The sequence below is a fragment of the Xanthomonas sp. CFBP 8152 genome (assembly GCF_014199025.1).
GTDB lineage: Bacteria > Pseudomonadota > Gammaproteobacteria > Xanthomonadales > Xanthomonadaceae > Xanthomonas > Xanthomonas arboricola_B.
In genome coordinates this window covers 492,635-511,301 of the sequence record NZ_JACHNO010000001.1, presented here as the reverse complement: position 1 = coordinate 511,301, position 18,667 = coordinate 492,635, and the positions used below count along the sequence as shown (strand labels likewise).

Below are 18,667 nucleotides of genomic sequence, written 5' to 3'. Positions count from 1 at the left end.
CGAGCACAGACACAACGCACATGGCAGCGATGGCATTGGCAGGACTTGCCTGCCGACTGCACATCCAGAGACAAAAAAACGGGCCTTTCGGCCCGTTTTTCTTATCTTTACGACACTTCGATGATCAGAAGCGCTGGTTGTACTGCACAAACAGGAAGCGGTCGTAGTCGAGCATCGGATCGATCGCAGCGGTGCTGCTGTTGGTGATCGAGTAGGTGATCGGCGGCTGCTTGTTCCAGATATTGCGGGCACCAACGGTCACGCTACCATCCCACGGCGCCTGCCAGGTGACCGAAACGTCCTGGTAGGAGATCGAACCCTTCTTGTTGGAGCCGGTACCGCCACCCCACGCCGGATTCGGCGTCTGGTAGGTCGGGTCATTGCACTCGATTCCAGCTTGCGCATCCCAGCAATAGTCGCGGAAGCCGCCGTAGTAACGCAGGTTCCAGTTGGCCGACAACGCACCCAGCGACCAGTCCAGACCCAAGGTGGCACGCACGCGCGGGAAGTTCCAGTAGCCAGCCGAGTTTGCCCATTCGGCGCCAGCTTCGGCCTGCGACTTGTAGGTTGCCAGGTAGTTGGTATCCAGGTTGACTGCGAACTTGCCGTAGGCGGTTTCCGGCATGCGGTAACGCACGCCGAAGTTATAGCCTTCGGTTTCCAGACGACCCAGGTTGACGTTGCCGCGGCTCAGCGTCGTAACCTGACCGGTCACTGCATCGCGACCGTAGTCGGCGCAGTAGCTGGCCAGATTGTTGAGGTAGCAGTTGTTCAGCACATCATTGGCCGTCAGCGACGTAATGATGTTGGAGATCGAAATGCGGTACCAATCCAGCGAGAAGTCCAGGCCCTGCACCCAATGCGGGCTGTACACCATGCCCACGGTCCGGGTGATGCTGTATTCCGGCTCGAGCTCTGCGTTGCCCACGCCCGAATTGAAGGGCGCGTTGCCCTGCACGTCGCGGCGGGTCACGGGGTTGCCCGCGGTATCGGTCTGACGGTAACCGGCCGGCAGACCTTCGCCAGCGCAACGTGCTGCCACGCCGGCATTACCCAGCGAACCAAAGGTGGCATCGCACGGGTCGGTGAAGGTATCGAACGTCTGCGAGCCGCCACCGAAGGTGTCGGACAGCGTCGGCGCACGGAAACCGGTGCCGTAGGTGCCGCGCACGAGCAAGTCGTCGATCGGCTTCCAGGTGAAGCTGAACTTGCTGTTGGTGGTGTCGCCGAAGCGGCTGTAGTTGCTGTAACGCGCAGCCACGTCGAACGACAGTTCCTTTGCGCCCGGCAGATCTTTCAGCACCGGAATCAACAGCTCCAGGTAGGCTTCGTTGGTCTGGTAGCGACCTTCGGTTGCCTGTGCGGCCAGGTCGGTGGTGTAACCGGCGCTGGACAGCTGATCCGGATAGTCGTAACCGCTAATTTCGCGATGCTCGACGCCTGCAGCGAAGCCCAGCTCACCGGCCGGCAGATCGAACAGGCCACCGGTGACGTTGGCGGTCCACTGCTTGCTCAGGCTCTGCTGCGTGGCCTGACCCAATGCATTGATGTACTGCAGCGCGTTCGGCGTGGAGGCCGACGGGCCGCCCAGGATGTTGAACGGGGTGCACTGGCCCAGCGCGTTGCTGGTACCCAGCGGCAGCGGGCTGGTCGCGGTACCGCACTGCACCTGACCCTGTGCATTGAGGAACGATGGGCCCAATGCCTTTTGCAGTGCCAGCAAGTTGATGTTACCGCGCGAAACCTGCGTCACATCGTACTTGTTGTAGTTGAAGCCCACATCCCAGTTCCAGCCATGGCTGCCGACGTCGAACACGCCTTCCAACGCCGCATCGAAATGCAGGGTCTTGACGTTGCTTTCGGTAGTGCGCGGCAGTTCGACCGTACGGCGAAACCAGCTGGTGATGTCCTGGCCGACCGGGTTGTAATAGCTGCTGCCGCTGATCGCCACCGGAAACTGCGGCTGCGAAGAAGCCTGCAGCGGATAGCCGGCGATCTGACGGTTCGAGTCGCGCTCCGAGTACATCGCGGTCGACTTGAAGGTCAGGCTGTCGGTCAGGTTATAGCTGCCGGTCGTAAAGATCGACTTGTTGCGGCTGGACTGCTGCAACATCATCTGGTCGACAGAATTGAAATAGTCGTCCGTGGTGATGTCGTTGTGGTAGTTCGCGAGATTGCGTGAATCCGCACCCACGCCACGGCCGTCGAACGAACCTGTGTGGTTGAGAATGTAGGTCTCGCCGTTGGAGGTGAAACGACCCCACGGGCCGGTCGCACTCAGGCCATCTTCGATGTGGTTCGGACCCGCCGAGTAACGGGTCAACGCGCGGTCCTTGGCCCACACCGGATCTTCGTTGGTGTAGTTGGCGCCGAATACCAGCGAAGCGCGGTCGGTGGTGGTGCCGGCGGTGAAGGAGTACTGCTCCTTGGAACCATCGCCACGACCGTTCTGACCGAAGTACGCCGAGGCTTCCGCACCGTCGTAGTTCTGACGCAGGATGATGTTGACCACACCTGCCACCGCATCGGAACCGTAGATCGCCGAAGCGCCGTCTTTCAGCACCTCGATGCGCTCGATCAGCGAGCTGGGGATGGTGGACATGTCGGTCAGGCCGTTCAGGCTGCTGGTCCAACGCTTGCCGTTCACCAACACCAGGGTACGGTTCTCGCCCAGGTTGTAGAGGTTGACGTACTGGCCGCCCTGTTCCGGATCGGAGGTCAGCACTGCAGCCTTGCTGTAGGTCTGCGTACCGGCAATCGACAGGTTCTGGAGGATGTCACCGACGCTGACCAGACCCGACTTCTGAATGTCCTGCTGGGAGACGGTGAACACCGGCTGTGCAGTTTCGACATCGACCGAGCGGATGCGCGAGCCGGTAATTTCGATGCGGTCCAGCGTCGTGGTCGACGGTGCGGACTGCTCTTGTGCATTGGCGGCAAATGCCGGCGTCAACGCGATCGCAATACCGGCGGGCAACAGGCCCAGCCGCACTGCGGAAGTGCGAAGGTTCATCAATCTCTCCAAGGTTCGTTAGTGGCGCGTTAAGCGCCCCTGTGCAAATTACGATTGCGTGAACATCGTCGCTTTGCGCGTCACGTTCCGTGGCTTTGCCGAATCTGGCGGATTTGTCGTTTGGTCGCGGTAATGCGACGCGGAGACACCGAAGCGCGCACGAAACGCACGCGCAAAGCTGCAGCAATTGTCGAAGCCGCTTGCGGCGGCAACCTCACCGATCATCATTGAGGTGTCGCGCAGCAGATCGGAGGCGCGCTCCAGCCGCAGGCGTGCCGACAGGGCCTGCGGGCTTTCTTCGTACAGGCTCTGGAACGTCTTGGAGACATACCAGCTGGAGAAGTTGGTCAGCTGCGCCAGTTCGGCGATGCGCACCACCCGGTCGCTGTTGCCTTCCAGATACAGCCGGGCGCGTTGCATGCGGCCGAAGACCTGACGGCGACGGCTGCGCGAACGACCCGGGCAGCGCTGCTCCTGCGCGATGAAGTCGCGTTGCATCGCAGCCAGGTGCAACAGCAGGGGGCGTGCCGATGCCCCCCCGCTCTGCGCAGCCGCGTTGCGCCACAAGCGCAGTGCAATGCGCAGATCGCCACGCGACAGCTGGCTGCGTCCCGGATATAGCGTGGCGTCGGTCAACTCGGCCAGGGATTGCAGGCTGTCGCCATCGAGACTGACGCCGACACAGAGCGCGCTGCGGTCGGCCTGCACGGTGGGATGCGATTCCTTGTCGAAGGCGATCCAGTCGCCGGCGCGCAGACGGAAGCGCCCTTCCTTGGACTCTACCCAGGCGCGGCCGCGCAACTGCACCCATAGCGTAAAGGTGGCGGCGGCGGTCCGGATGCTGCCCAGGCGCGAGACCGCCAGACAGGTCGTCGACGTCGGCTCGCTGGCACCGTCCAATGAAAGTGCGAGCCCGCGATCTGCGGTGATGACCTGTTGCATGGTGGCAGCCCCCTGTACAAAAGAAGGCGTAGTGTTTTGCCGAATCTGGCGTCAGTCAGGAAGTTCCGACGAAAGTCTGCCGAAATTGCCACGAAGTCTTTCCGAAGAACTTACGAGGCGATGTTCCTTAGAAAGATCAACAGGTTGGGCATCACGCCCAGGGGCGTTGCCAGGCGTTCCGGCAATGGCATGAAGGCGATCGCGCTGCCATCTTCCTCTGCCAGTGCCACATACAGCGCACCGCTGCGCTGATCCACGCTGAAGCCGTTGATGGTGGTGTACTTGGCCACGTCCAGGCAGCGCCCGTCACCACCGCGCAGCTCACTGTCATGGGTGGCGCAGGTGTCGGTGGACGACAGGTAATGCACCTGACCACGCGCGCCGGGCGCCCAGCTGCGATAGCGCCAGCGCGAGGGTTGCTGCGGATCGACCGGCTGCAAGGTGTCGGCCGCCAGCGACGGGGCGATCTGCCATAGCCCGCCGCCGGTCAGACGCGTCAGCAATACCTGGCCGCTGACGCGGTCCAGCCGCAGCTGCGAGACGTCCTGCAGCGACGCCAGCGCGCGCCATGGAGCGCTTCGTCTGTCGTAGAGCGTGGCGAAGGTGTGCCCGTCATCGGCGGCAGCCACCACCAACAACCGATCGGGATCGGGAACATGGATCGCCTGCAACGGTCGCGGCTGCGGCACCGGTAGCCGCAGCGCCTTGCCGGTGCTCGGGGTCACTTCGAACAGTGCCGCATGCCCCTGCGCGTCGCTGCCGCTGACCAGCACGCGTTGCGAGTCGGCCGACCAATCGGCGGCCTGGCGCGCATCCGGCCGCAGGCCTTCGATCAGCCGCACCGAGCCAGGTTTGCCGACATCGCCCCACCACAGGCCGTACGCACCGGAGCGGTTGGAGGCGAAGATCAGCTGGCGCCCGTCCGGCGCGATCATCGGTTGGTCGTCGCGCCCGCTGGAGGGAAACAGCCGGCGGCGGATGTAGCCGCCGTTCATGGGGTCGTGAATGACCTGATACACGCCGAATTGCGGTTTGCGCTGCACGAACACCAGATGCCCATGCGCCACATCCGGTGCCTGCGCATCGTCCACCCCGAAGTCATGCAGGCTGCGGTCGACCAGATCGAGCCGGTAGAGCCGCGCTTCGCTGTCCACACGGCGCCCGAAGATCAGGCCGCTGCCGTCGGGCAGCCAGCTCCAGCCGCGGATATCGGCGTTGTCGTGGGTCAGTCGTTCGGCGGTTCCGCCGCTTGCCGGAACGCGCCACAGATCGCCAAGCTGCGGATTGCGCACGAACACGATCCAGCGCCCGTCGGGCGAATAGCGCGGCGTGTAGTCGAAGTCGGTCGGCTGCGCGCTATAGCTCAGCGGCTGCCACTGGCCGGTTTCCAGATCCAGCCGACGCATGCGCGACGCTCCGTATGCACCCGTCATGCTGCCGAACAGCAAGCCGCGGCCGTTCGGCGACCAACTGAAACTGAGCATGTCCGCGCCGTCGCAGCGCGCCACCTCGCGTGCGGACGCCGGGCCGGCGGCGGCGGCAATCATGATGCGGCAGGTGCCATCGGGCATTTGCCGCGAGAAGGCGATCTCGCGTCCGTCCGGCGACCAGGCCGGCAGCCGATCGGAAACGCCGGCCGCCGGCGTCTCCAGCACGCGCGGATAGGCGTTGTTGGTGGTCTTGACCAGGATCGAGGTGCCCGCACGATCGCTGGTCAGCGAGGCGTACGCCACCATCGCTCCGTCCGGCGACAGGCTGGGCGTAAGGTCGAAACTGCCACCTGCGGTGATGATCTGATAGGGGCGCTTGGGGCTGCCGAGCACTGCCGAGGTCGCCGCGTCGCGGGCTGGCGCGCGCATCCACAGCGTCCGCGCCGCCAGCCCCAGCACCACCAGCAGGGCCACGCCGGCCACCGCCAGGGCCATCCAACGGCGCTGCTGCACTGCAGCCGGCGCGGGCCGAGCCGATGGTGGAATCTGCGGGGTTGCCGGGCTGCGCTCCAATGCGGCAGTGGCCGTGACGCCGACTGTGCGATCGCGCTCGCCAGGCACGCTATTCGACGCGGTTGCAGCCGTTGCACGCACGGCAGCATCGGCCGAACTGTCGGCCTGCTGTTCCCACGCAACCGGGGCCAGCAGACGATAGCCGGTCTTGGCGATGGTCTCGATATGTGCGAAGCGCTGGCTGTCGTTGCTGGCCAATGCCTTGCGCAGTTGCGTGACCGCCTGGGTCACCACGTCGTTGGTCGGCAGGGTGTCGGGCCAGACCTCGGCCAGTAGCTGATCGCGCGTCACCACCTGGCCCGGCTGCCGCGCCAGCGTCAGCAGTACTGCCAGGGATTTCGGTGCCAGCCGTGCGGCGCGCCTGGCGCCCGGCGCATGCACTTCGCGTGAGGCGACGTCGACCACACACTGGCCGACACATAACCGGCCAGATGGCATCGCATTAGCGGGAGGAACACTCATCGGCAAAGACACGCATCGGCATGCAAGGACCACAAAGAACGCATCACGCAGTTCGCACGAAACGCCAAATTCAGCAAAGGACCACGACCAACTGTGTCATGCATCCATTTGGTGCAAATTTTACTCTATGCCTCGTTGCTTCCCTACGACAGGTGGCGACGTCAGGCTCTCTCTCTCTCGCCGACGAATTCAAATAATTACGATGTCCCCTTCGCGCCTCTGGCGCGATTTTTTTATCTGCGATTCATAAAAATGCCGCGAAATGCTTGCGGGCTGTAACCGCTTGCATTGCAGTCGCAGCACGGCACTTGCGTGCCGCGCCGCGATCTGCCTAAGCCGAAGCTGAATTTTTCCTAAGCAGCCAATCAGTCTGCTGCACGCAACGACGATGCTGCATGTCAGGTGGCGCGATACACCTGCGCGCCTTGCGCCCGAAACTGCGCCGATTTTTCTTCCATTCCCGCCGACAAGGCATGCGCCTCGCCCATGCCGTGCTCGGCCGCGTAATCGCGCACGTCCTGGGTGATCTTCATCGAACAGAAATGCGGCCCGCACATCGAGCAGAAGTGCGCCAGCTTGTGCGCGTCCTTTGGCAGGGTTTCGTCGTGGAACTCCTTGGCCTTTTCCGGATCCAGTCCGAGATGGAACTGGTCGTCCCAACGGAATTCGAAGCGCGCCTTGCTCAAGGCGTTATCGCGCACCTGCGCACCGGGATGCCCCTTGGCCAGGTCCGCCGCATGCGCGGCGATCTTGTAGGCCATGATGCCGTCGCGTACGTCCTGCCGGTTGGGCAGGCCCAGATGTTCCTTGGGCGTGACATAGCAAAGCATCGCGGTGCCGAACCAGCCGATCATGGCCGCACCGATCGCGCTGGTGATGTGGTCGTAACCGGGCGCAATATCGGTGGTTAGCGGCCCCAAGGTGTAGAACGGCGCCTCGCCGCATTCGCGCAGCTGCTTGTCCATGTTTTCCTTGATCAGCTGCATCGGCACGTGCCCCGGACCTTCGATCATGGTCTGCACATCGTGCTTCCAGGCGATCCTGGTCAATTCGCCCAGCGTTTCCAGCTCGCCGAACTGGGCTGCGTCATTGGCATCGGCAATGCAGCCCGGGCGCAAGCCATCTCCCAGCGAAAACGCGACGTCATAAGCCTTCATGATGTCGCAGATATCCTCAAAGTGCGTGTAGAGGAAATTTTCCTTGTGATGGGCCAGGCACCATTTGGCCAGGATCGAGCCGCCGCGCGAGACGATGCCGGTGACCCGCTTGGCCGTGAGCGGCACGTAGCGCAGCAGCACACCGGCGTGGATGGTGACGTAATCCACGCCCTGCTCTGCCTGTTCGATCAAGGTATCGCGGAAGATGTCCCAGGTGAGCTCTTCCGCACGCCCGTCGACCTTTTCCAGCGCCTGATAGATCGGCACCGTGCCGATCGGCACCGGCGAATTGCGGATGATCCATTCGCGCGTTTCGTGGATATGCCTGCCGGTGGACAGGTCCATGACCGTGTCGCCGCCCCAGCGGATCGCCCACACCAGCTTTTCGACCTCTTCTGCAATACCGGACGACACGGCGCTGTTGCCGATGTTGGCATTGATCTTGGTCAGGAAATTGCGACCGATGATCATCGGTTCGCTTTCAGGGTGATTGATGTTGTTGGGCAGGATCGCGCGACCGCGTGCGATTTCATCACGCACGAATTCCGGCGTGATGCGTTGCTGGATCGCGGCGCCGAAGGCTTCGCCCGGATGCTGCTTGCGCAGGATCGCATCGGTCACCGCTTCCAGGCGCTGGTTTTCGCGAATCGCCACGAATTCCATTTCCGGAGTGATGATGCCGCGCCGTGCGTAATGCATCTGGGTGACGTTGGCACCGGCGCGCGCCGCGCGTGGAAGACGCCGTGCAGGAAAACGCACCGCATCCAGGCGCGCATCGCGCTCGCGGCCGCGGCCGAAGCTGGAACTCAGGCCTTCCAGGGCCACGGTATCGCCACGCTCGTCGATCCAGCGCGCGCGCAGCGGCGCCAGACCCGCGACGAGATCGATCTGGGCATGCGGGTCCGTATACGGCCCGGAGGTGTCGTAGACGCTGAGCGGGGCATTGTCTTCGCCACCGAACAGGGTCGGTGTGCGGGTCAATGCGATCTCGCGCATCGGCACCTGCAGATCGGCGCGCGAGCCCTGCACGAAAATCTTGCGGGAGCCTGGAATCGGCTGGGTCACAGCCCCGGACAGCGACTGGGCTTGTTGCTGCAAAACGGTAGGCGCGGCATGCATGGCGTTCGTCCTGTGTGCTGGAAGACCAGCACCCACGGCGCTGGCTCTGCGAAGGATTCGCAGGCGGACGAAGCGGCGGCGCTCAATGGCGATGCGCCCGCGCAGGCACGGACCATCGCATCTAACGAAGCTTCCCTACGCCGGTATCAGCCGGATCAGGTTCGAAGGGACTATCTCAACCGCAGCGCACTGCGGTACCCCCACTTCGGCGGCGATTAAACCACATCGCCCTTGCGCGGCTAAAAAATGTTGCGGGGCGTCGGCAACGCGCTCGGCGCCGAGCTGCGTCAGTGGCCCATTCCGTGCCGGACATTCGCCGCGCCTGCCTGGCTGCAGGCACAGCGGTGTTGTGGCGCCCGACGGCGACATATGTCCGTGCATGGCATCGCAGGTCAGGACCGCACACGCGCAACGTCGCGCCGGCATTGCATGGCGCGTCCACGCACTGCGCGCGTCACACCGCGACAGGACGCCGTCTGGCGAAAAACCGCGGCGAAATCCGCTCGTTAAATTCCCGCTAAGCCTACGTGTCGTGCCGATGAAATTGCATGCATGCAGGTGCCATCCAACGGGGATCGCGCTGTCGCTCCTCCTCTACCGGGAATCGCCGTACACATGACTATGCCCCCGCTCCACCCGACCCTGCGTCGGGGCTCGCTCGCGATCGCCATCGGCCTGTGCATCACCACCAGTGCTGTCGCTCAGGAACAGACCGACAAGAGTCCGACCAATCTGGACAAGATCGAAGTCACCGGCTCACGCATCCGCTCGGTCGATGTGGAAAATTCGCAACCGGTGCTGGTGCTCACGCGCCAGGACATCGAAAAGCAGGGCCTGACCTCGGTGGCCGATGTGCTCAAGCGCATCCCCTCCAACGGCGCAACGATGAACTCCACCGTCAACAACGGCGGCGACGGCTCGGCCACGGTGAGCCTGCGCAACCTGGGCGCCTCACGCACCCTGGTGCTGGTCAATGGGCGGCGCTGGGTGTCGGGCCTGTCCGGCTCGGTGGATCTCAACACCATTCCGTCGGCCATCGTGGAGCGCGTGGAAGTGCTCAAGGACGGCGCCTCGTCGATCTATGGCTCCGATGCCATTGCCGGTGTGGTCAACATCATCACCCGTTCCGATTTCGATGGTGCCGAGGTCAACGCCTACGTCGGCCAGTACGGCCAGGGCGACGGTCAACGCACCTCGTTCGATGCCACCGTGGGCGCCACCAGCGAACGCGGCAACCTGGTGATCGGGCTGTCCAGCGTCAAGGAAGATGCGGTGATGGCAGGCGACCGCGAGATCTCGGCCGAGCCGGTATATGGCGCAGGGTCGTCGGCCTACAGCAGCTACTCGGCGAGCGGCCGTCTGCGTGCAAATGGCAACAGCGGTGCCTGGACCGTGTTGCCCGGGAGCGCAACGGCCAGCGGCGACAGCAATTATCCGCGCTACGGCCTGGACCAGTACACCGCCTTCAATACCTCCGAATACGGCTACAACTACGCCAAGGACAATTACCTGGTCACGCCGCAAAAGCGCGATGCCTTGTACGTGCAAGGCAACTACGCACTCACCGACAACGTGCGCTTCAAGTTCGACGGGCTGTACAACCGCCGCCAATCGTCGCAGCAACTGGCCGGCTTTCCACTGGCCTCGGTCAACACCGGCATCCTGATGAGCGGGGACAGCTACTACAACCCGTACAACAGCGCCTACGGCGGCGACGGGCGCGATGTGGGTTGGTCGCATCGGTTGACCGAATTCGCGCGCACCTACCAGCAGGACGTCAAGACCTCGCACGTGTACACCGGGCTGGAAGGCGACTTCCAGTTTGCGGACAGGCAGTTCAGTTGGGATGTGGGCTTTGCGCACAATCAGACCGACCAGACCGAAACCCAGTACGGCGATGTCAACTTGCTCAACCTGGGCAATGCGCTCGGTGCATCCGCCATCGTCAATGGCACCCTGTCGTGCCTGGACAGCGGCGGCGCCGTCATTGCCGGCTGCGTGCCGTTCAATCCTCTGTCGCCGGCCGGTGGCGTGACCCAGGAAATGCTGGACTACATCCTGTTCACCGCGCACAACACCTACCAGTACAAGAACAGCAGTTTCACCGCCAACCTCACCGGCGATCTGTTCGAGCTTCCCGCCGGCTGGATGAGCTTTGCCGCCGGTGTCGAACATCGCGAAGAAAGCGGCTTCTCTTCGCCGGATGCCTTGATTTCGGCCGGTTACACCTCGGGCAATTCGTTCACCCCGACCTCCGGCTCGTACACGCTCAACGACTACTACACCGAGGTGGCGATTCCGCTGCTGAAGGATGTGGCCGGTGCGCAGTTGCTGGAATTGAGCGCAGCAGTGCGTTACTCGGACTACAACACCTTCGGCAGCACCACCAACAGCAAGTTCGGCTTCAAGTGGAAGCCGGTCGCCGATCTGTTGATCCGTGGCAACTACGCCACCGGCTTCCGCGCGCCATCGATCGAAGACCTGTACCTGGGCGCATCGGACAGCTTCGATACCTACTCCGACCCCTGCTCGACCAACAGCACCTCCTACACCAGCGCGATTGCCGCGGCATGCGCAGCCGGCGGCGTGCCGGCCAATTACGTGGCCGAGTACAACAGCGCCAGCGGCAACTCCGGCCAGACCATCTATCCGTTCACCTACACCAGCAACGCCAATCTGCAACCGGAAAAATCCAAGAACGCCACGCTCGGTTTCGTTTATAGCCCCGCCTCGGTGCAAGGCCTGGACGTGTCGCTGGACTGGTGGAAGATCAAGATCACCGACGCGATCACTGAATTCAGCGCCAACCAGATCCTGTCGCAGTGTTACCAGTTCAATGTCTCGGCGTTCTGCGACCTGGTCACGCGCGATGCCACCGGCACCATCACCGGCCTGGTGATCCAGCCAGTGAACGTCGGCGAGCAACGCATGCAGGGCTACGATTTCACCGCGCGTTACAAGCTGCCGCAGACCGCGATCGGCCAGTTCATGCTGACGCTGGATTCGACCTACGTGGCCGTCAACGAACAGAAGCAGGACGACAATTCGGCGTGGGAAAGCTACAACGGCATCTACCACACCAATAACCCGAACTGGCGCACGCGCGGCACGTTCACCCTGGACTGGAGCTACGGCAACCTGGCCGCCAACTGGGCCGTGCGCTACTACTCGGGCATGAAGGACTACGACTCGGAGCTGGACGACACCGGCAACTATCGCCACGTCGCGGCGACTGCGTTCAACGATATGCAGGTGTCTTACCAGCTGCCGTGGAAGGCGACCGTGCGCGTGGGTCTGAACAACGTCTTCGACCGCGACCCGCCGGTGGCCCTCAGCGCCTCTGCCAACTCGTTCGATTCGGCCTATGCCATCCCGGGACGCTACAGCTACCTGCAGTACACCCAGCGCTTCTGATCGCGGCCCCTGAATCGCCGGTCCGCTGCCTGGACACGCCGGTTGTCACAACGACCTCCTTCGGGAGGTCGTTGTGCATGTGCCAGGGCTGACACGCAACCGGTCGGCTGGCACGCAGCACGCCAGCGGCGCCATGCGGGGACATTTCCACGGCACATCGCAGCGCTAGCCTGCAGTCACTACAACAAGAAACCTGCTCTCTCTCCCTGCCGCCGATCTTCGGCGGCTTTTTTTTTGGTAAACCCACTTGCCACATCCATTGCCACTTCGTTATCTTTCTGTGAAACAGGGGATGGACGATGCAGATGCAGGGGATGCACCGGTTTGGTTGGACAGCAGTGCTGCTGATGATGGGGTTGTTTTCAGGGACCGCACAGGCCGCCTCCACGCCGCCTGCAGAGGCCTTCGTCGAGTCCGGTCCGATCTCCTCGCCGGCGATGTCACCCGATGGAAAGCATCTGGCGGTCAGTGCGGATCTGGGCGATGGCAACTACGCGCTGGTGGTTTACCGCATCGCCGGCATGCAATCCACCACGATGCTGCGCTTGCCGCGCTATGAGTTGCCGGTGCGCATCGCCTGGGTCAGCGACCGCCGGCTGGTGATCGGCAAGGGGCGCAAACTCGGCTCGCTGGAAGAGCCCATGCCGATGGGCGAGATCATCGCCACCGACCTGGATGGCAGCAATCAGCGCTATGTGTATGGCTACCTGCAAAGCACCCGCAATGCGGGGCTGGAGCGCGGATTCGGCTATATCGAGGGCCTGCCGAGTCGCCGCAACGGCCATTTCTACATGCGGCGTCTGTCGCTGGATTCGCGCCACTCGATGCTCTACGACGTCGACGCCAACACCACCACCCATCGCCTGATGGCCGACATCGACGTCCCCGATCTGCGGTTCGTACTGGACCACGATGGCGTGGCGCAATACGCATACGGCAGCGACGACAACGATAACCCGTTGCTGTTCCGCCGATCGGGCAACGGCTGGTCGTCGATGACCCAGGTCCAGGCCAGCTGGCGACCGATCGCATTTGCACGCCAGCCAGGTCGCCTGTATGGCTGGTACAGCGAGGCGGGCGGCCCTGCAGTCCTGGTGGCCACCGATCCCGACGGCCAGCAGCGCAGCGTGCTCGCGTCCGACCCGTTCTACAGCGTGGACGATCTGCAGTGGGGCACGGCGCAGCAAACGCCATTTGCTGCGCGACTTGGACCGGGGCGGCCGACACTGCGCTATGTCGAGCAGGACACTGCCGAAGCGCAACTGCACCGGAGCTTGAGCCAGACCCTGGCCGGCCAGTACGTGGACTTCATCAATTTCACCGAGGACGGCAACAGCCTGCTGCTCAGGGCCTACAGCGACCGCGATGCCGGGGCCTGGTACATCTTCGACCGGCCGAGCAATACGCTGAAACTTGTCATCAAGGCACGCAGTGCATTGCAGGCGGCGCAGATGAGCGAGCGTCGCATGGTGACCTTTCAGGCCAGCGACGGGTTGATCCTGGACGGTGTGCTCACCGTCCCCGGCACCGCTGCAAACGGGATGCGGTTGCCGATGATTCTGCTGCCGCACGGCGGCCCGCATGCAGATGGGGATGGCTGGGCCTTCGATACCGACGCCCAGTTCCTGGCCAGCCGCGGGTATCTGGTACTGCAGGTCAACTATCGCGGCGGACTGGGTCGTGGCAACCGGTTCGAACGCGCCGGGTATCGCCAGTGGGGCGAGCGTATCCAGGAGGATCTGATCGACGGCGTTCGCTGGGCGGTGGACCAGGGACTCGCCGATCAGACGCGCATCTGCAGCTATGGCGCCAGCTTCGGCGCGTATGCCGCCATGATGGTGCAGGTCAAGGCGCCGGAATTGTTCCGCTGCACGGTCGGCGTAGCCGGCATCTACGATCTGCAGATGATGTACAGCAAGGGCGACATCAATCGCAGCGACTACGGCCTGAATTATCTGGAGCGCGCCATCGGCCGCGATACCGCCGAACTGGCCGCGCATTCCCCGGTGATGTTGGCCGACCGCATCAAGGTGCCGGTGCTGCTCGTGCACGGCGAAGAGGACGAACGAGCCCCGTTTGCCCAGGCCAAGAGTCTGCGTGCGGCATTGACGCGCAGCGGCAACGCGCCGCAGTGGATGGCCGTTCCCAAGGAAGGACACGGCTTCTACAAGGAAGCCAATCAAGTGACGTTCTATCGCACCCTCGAACGCTTTCTTGCCGAGCAGTTGGGGGGCACCACTGCGGCGGCGGCGCCCAGTGCCGTCTCCGCAGCGACGCCGCATTAACGACGCAAGCTACTCCAGCGTATAGCCCACTCGCAAACCGCCCCAGTGCTTGCCACCGACGTAGATCGGGGCCGACAGGTCGAACATGATCTGCCCGGTATCGCGGCGGTAGACCTGCAGGCGATACGGGTCGGTATGCGCGCCCACGCTACGGCCGACGCGGTCGGTAAACTTGCGCTTGGTGCGGTTGCCGACCAGATCGCGCTTGGGATCGCCGGTCAGCGGCTGGCTGAAACGCAGGTTATGCGTGGGCACATAGCCGTCGGGATTGGCGCAGATGGCGAACACGATCCACGGATGCGCATCCAGCAGCGGCTCCTGCAAGGCCGGCAACACCTCGTCGCAAAGCGCATCGAAGTCGGTGCTGAACTTGGCAGGCTCCACGCCGGCAATCGGCGTGTAGCTGCGCGCGAACAGCGCCGCTTCGTCGATCTGGCCGCGTGCGATGGCCTGCGCCAGGGCAGTGCCGATGCGAGCGGCGGTCGCCACGGCGAGTTCCTTGACGCGCGCGTGCCTGGGCACTTTCAGCGGGTCGGCCGGCAGACGGAACAGGCCCACGCAATCGCGCAGCGTCTCGGTGCCGCGCTCCAGCGCTTCGCTACGTTCGGCCACATGCGCAGCATGCTGCAGGTTGCTGCGGCCCAGCGCCACCACGCCATCGACGGCACTTTCGATGCCGCGAATCTCGCCGTCCTGCGCCTGGATACGTCCGGCCACCGTGGTCATGGCGCTGCTGGCCTGGCCGAGCACGCGGGTGATGCCATCGAGCACCACCTCGGTGCCGCGCGCGGAGGCCGCGCCCTCGCCCACCGCGGCGCTGGTTTCGGCCAGGATCGTGCGCACGTCGCGCGCTGCCGCGGCCGCCCGTTCGGCCAGGCGGCGGATCTCGGTGGCGACCACCGCAAATCCGCGCCCGGCATCGCCGGCATGCGCAGCTTCGATGCTGGCGTTGATCGACAGGATGTTGGTCTGGAACGCCACCGAGTCGATGACTTCGATGACCTCGCCGGCGCGCGCGGCGCGGCGCTCCACTTCGTGCATGGCCTGGCCCAGCGCATGTGCGGCGGCGACGCCCTGACGTGCGCTTTCGTCGGCACTGGCGGCCAGCGCAATCACCTGAGCCAGGTCGGCATTGACGTCCTGCAAGCTCGAAGAGAGCCGCTCCACCGCCGTGCGGGCGCCATCCAGCGCGTCGGTCTGCGCCTGCGACTGGCGCACCATCTCGTCGTTCTCGGCCACAAGCGGCGGCACTTCGGCGGCGATCTGCACCGACAACGCCACTGCCTGCCGGATCGCCTCGGCCAGGTTGCCGAAGCCCGACTGCAGCCGGCGCCCCATGCCGGTCTCCGCCAGACCGGGCGGCAGCAACAGTTCCAGCTCGCAACCGGCCAGCGCCTGGGCAGTGCGCTCCAGCACGGTGCGGTCCTCGTGTTCGGCCTGCAGGCGCGCCACCAGCGGCTGCAGCAGCGGCGAGATCGGCACCGGCCGGCTGTCTTCGGCCAGACGGGTGGCCTCACGCAGCAGGATCGCGGTTTCCACATGCGGCAGCGACAGCATCCAGCCACCGTGCTCGCGGTCGCGCACATAGCGCACGCGCCGGGCCGGGTCGTCCCCTGCGGCGGCCCATACGCCATCTTCGCCGACCAGATCGGCTGCACTCAATCCCCACAACACCGATGCCGACGCGCCTTGCAGCTCGCCAGCGGTCTTGCCCAGGACGTCCAGGCCTGCGCGGTTGCAGGCCACCACGCAGGCCTCGGCCGATAGCCGCAGCAGGGCGACTGGTGCATCGGGGAGCAGCGCCGCATGCGTTTGCGACGGCCGATCGGGCTGTTGCATCGAGTTCATGGCAATTCCTAATCCATCACCATCATTAGCGGCGCGCTGCGACTGCAATTGAGCCGCACCACGCATCCACAAGCGATTGCTCAGTCATCAGTAACCGGCGGCCTGACCGTCCTTGCGGCTTTCCGAAGCGCCGTAATACACCCCGCTGGCCGGGTCGCGCGCGATCGCCTGGTACCCGCCATACGGGCCATCGGCAAAGATCACCCGGTGGCCTTTGCGCATCAGCGCGCGGATGGTGTCGTAGGAGAAGCCGGTTTCCAGGTTGACCTCGCCACCATCACTCATCGCGGTGGCCTGGCCGGTCGGTTCGGTGGATCCTTCATGCTGGATGCGTGGCGCGTCGCCAGCCTCCTGCAGATTCATATGGAAGTCCACCAGGTTCATCAGGATCTGCACGTGCCCCTGCGGCTGCATCGCCCCGCCCATCACCCCGAAGCTCAGCCACGGCTTGCCGTCTTTGGTGACGAAGGCGGGAATGATGGTCTGGAACGGCCGCTTGCCCGGCGCGTAGCCGTTGGGGTGATCCTTTTTCAGCACGAACATCTCGCCGCGGTCCTGCAGGATGAAGCCCAGCCCCGGCGGGGCCATGCCGCTGCCCATGCCGCGGTAGTTGGACTGGATCAACGACACCATCATGCCGTCGGCATCGGCCACGGTCATGTAGATGGTGTCGCCTTCTTCCAGCTGCTTTGGCGTGCCCGGCTGCACTTCCTTGAGCGCCTTGTCCATGGAGATCAGCGCGCGACGCTTGGCGGCGTAGTCCTTGGAAATCAGTTTGGCCAGCGGCGCCGGCTGGAACGCCGGGTCGGCATAGAAGCGCGCGCGGTCGGCGAAGGCCAGCTTCTTGGCTTCGGTGAACAGGTGCACGTGCTCGGCCGAGCCATACGGGATCTTGGAGAAATCGTAGCCCTCCAGGATATTGAGCATCTGCAGCGCGGCGATGCCCTGACTGTTGGGCGGCAACTCCCAGACATCAAAGCCACGGTAGTTGGTGGACACCGGCTCCACCCATTCGCCGGTGTGGCTGGCCAGATCCTCGTAACTCAGGTAGCCGCCATTGGCCTTGAAATAGGCGCCGATGGTGCGGGCGATGTCGCCCTTGTAGAACGCATCGCGGCCGCCGTCGGCAATCTGCTGCAGGGTGTTGGCAAGGTTCGGGTTCTTCCACAGCTCGCCCTTGCGCGGGGCATGGCCGTCGATGGTGAACTGCTCCTTGAAGCCGGGGTACTGCGACAGGCGCGGCACCGAGCGGTCCCAGTAATAGGCGATGGTCTCGGCCACCGGATGGCCTTCGCGGGCGTAGCGGATCGCCGGGGCCAGGTTCTGCGCCATCGGCTTGCGCCCGAAGCGCCCGTGCAGCGCGAACCAGCCATCCACCGCGCCCGGCACCGATACCGGCAACGGGCCGGTCGGCGGAATGTCCTTCAACCCACGGCGCTGGAACTCGGCCAGGGTCAGCGACCTGGGCGAGCGGCCCGAGCCGTTGTAGCCGTAGAGCTTGCTGGTCTTGGGGTCCCAGACGATGGCGAACAGATCCCCGCCGACGCCATTGCCGGTCGGCTCCATCAGGCCCAGTGCGGCATTGGCGGCAATCGCCGCATCCACTGCCGAGCCGCCGTCCTTCATGACATCTAGCGCGATCTGGGTGGCCAACGGCTGCGAGGTCGCCGCCATCGCATGCGGGGCGATGACTTCCGAGCGGGTGGCGAACGGCTGCCCGGTGATCCGGTCGGCAGCACTGAGGGGCGGCGCGAGCAGCGCCAAGGCAGACACCAACAACACAGGTACGCGACGCATGACAGGAGATCCCCGGACAGCACATGTGAGTTGCCAACCATACCAGCGGGTCGGGCGGTGTCGCTCGGTGAGCACTGCGTGTCAGCACAAATGCCGCGCATTTAGGTGCCCATATCCTCCAACACTGGCCCGCGTCGATCCGGTTTCAACAGCAACCATGCTGCTGCCACGCGGTTTCGCGCGACATAACACCCATTGATGCGGCCGTTTCAGGCGCAAGGGTTGACACCCCACCTGCTGCGATGGTTATCTCAGTCACATGTCGCACCGCCACACCACCTCGAACGCCCCAGTGTCCGCGCCCTTCGGCGCGTCGGCAGCGTCGCTTCTCGTGCTCGTACTTATTACCTCGCCAACCGGTGCGGGACGGGACTTCGTGTAGGCAACAGACACACAAGGCTTCGATCAGACCCCGCACCGGCAACGGCGCGGGGTTTCGCGTTTCAGGGACCACCAAAAGTTTCGAATGACATGAACGACATCACCGACATCGCCACCATCTATCCCACCCGCGCCGACCACTGCGCTGGTGCAATGCCTGCATGGCCGGTGCCGTCGTCCATCCCCGCTTTGCTCGGCCGGCCAGCCTTCGACGCTGCCTGCTGATTCATTTCCCACTGCCAACCC

The 18,667-nt window shown here is 64.1% G+C and carries 9 protein-coding genes and 1 riboswitch; of the genes, 3 read left to right on the top strand and 6 right to left on the bottom strand.

The window, feature by feature from the left end; genetic code table 11:
- Positions 1-124 precede the first annotated feature (124 nt).
- From FHT09_RS02165 to thiC, 4 genes are all read right to left on the bottom strand, one after another.
- On the bottom strand, positions 125-3,013 hold the full coding sequence (locus FHT09_RS02165; RefSeq protein ID WP_181126161.1) for a TonB-dependent receptor: 2,889 nt from the start codon (positions 3,011-3,013) through the stop codon (positions 125-127).
- 48 nt (positions 3,014-3,061) lie between these two features.
- Positions 3,062-3,955, bottom strand: a complete 894-nt coding sequence (locus tag FHT09_RS02160; protein WP_024940093.1) for a helix-turn-helix domain-containing protein — start codon at positions 3,953-3,955, stop codon at positions 3,062-3,064.
- Between the two features lie 110 nt (positions 3,956-4,065).
- A complete protein-coding gene (locus tag FHT09_RS02155; RefSeq protein ID WP_104605101.1) occupies positions 4,066-6,396 on the bottom strand; it encodes a winged helix-turn-helix domain-containing protein in 2,331 nt (776 codons plus the stop codon).
- Between the two features lie 422 nt (positions 6,397-6,818).
- A complete protein-coding gene (thiC, locus tag FHT09_RS02150; protein WP_104605103.1) occupies positions 6,819-8,696 on the bottom strand; it encodes a phosphomethylpyrimidine synthase ThiC in 1,878 nt (625 codons plus the stop codon).
- Positions 8,697-8,810: 114 nt separating this feature from the next.
- Positions 8,811-8,908, bottom strand: a riboswitch (TPP riboswitch).
- A 430-nt stretch (positions 8,909-9,338) separates the two neighbouring features.
- Between thiC and FHT09_RS02145 the strand changes: the two genes are divergently transcribed.
- Complete coding sequence (locus tag FHT09_RS02145; RefSeq protein WP_104605201.1) at positions 9,339-12,110, top strand: TonB-dependent receptor; 2,772 nt, start codon at positions 9,339-9,341, stop codon at positions 12,108-12,110.
- A gap of 347 nt (positions 12,111-12,457) precedes the next feature.
- The gene (locus FHT09_RS02140) at positions 12,458-14,395 is read left to right on the top strand and encodes a prolyl oligopeptidase family serine peptidase (RefSeq protein ID WP_243848927.1); all 1,938 of its coding nucleotides are present in this window, start codon (positions 12,458-12,460) and stop codon (positions 14,393-14,395) included.
- A 9-nt stretch (positions 14,396-14,404) separates the two neighbouring features.
- Here FHT09_RS02140 and FHT09_RS02135 read toward each other — a convergent pair whose 3' ends face one another.
- Both FHT09_RS02135 and ggt read right to left on the bottom strand, forming a co-directional pair.
- The gene (locus tag FHT09_RS02135; protein WP_181126162.1) at positions 14,405-16,243 is read right to left on the bottom strand and encodes a methyl-accepting chemotaxis protein; all 1,839 of its coding nucleotides are present in this window, start codon (positions 16,241-16,243) and stop codon (positions 14,405-14,407) included.
- Positions 16,244-16,330: 87 nt separating this feature from the next.
- Entirely contained in the window at positions 16,331-18,040 is a 1,710-nt protein-coding gene (ggt, locus tag FHT09_RS02130; RefSeq protein ID WP_104605107.1) for a gamma-glutamyltransferase, read from the bottom strand.
- A gap of 471 nt (positions 18,041-18,511) precedes the next feature.
- On the opposite strand from ggt, the gene FHT09_RS20150 reads away from it, so the two are divergent.
- A complete protein-coding gene (locus FHT09_RS20150) occupies positions 18,512-18,646 on the top strand; it encodes a hypothetical protein (protein WP_258077176.1) in 135 nt (44 codons plus the stop codon).
- The last annotated feature ends 21 nt before the right edge of the window (positions 18,647-18,667 follow it).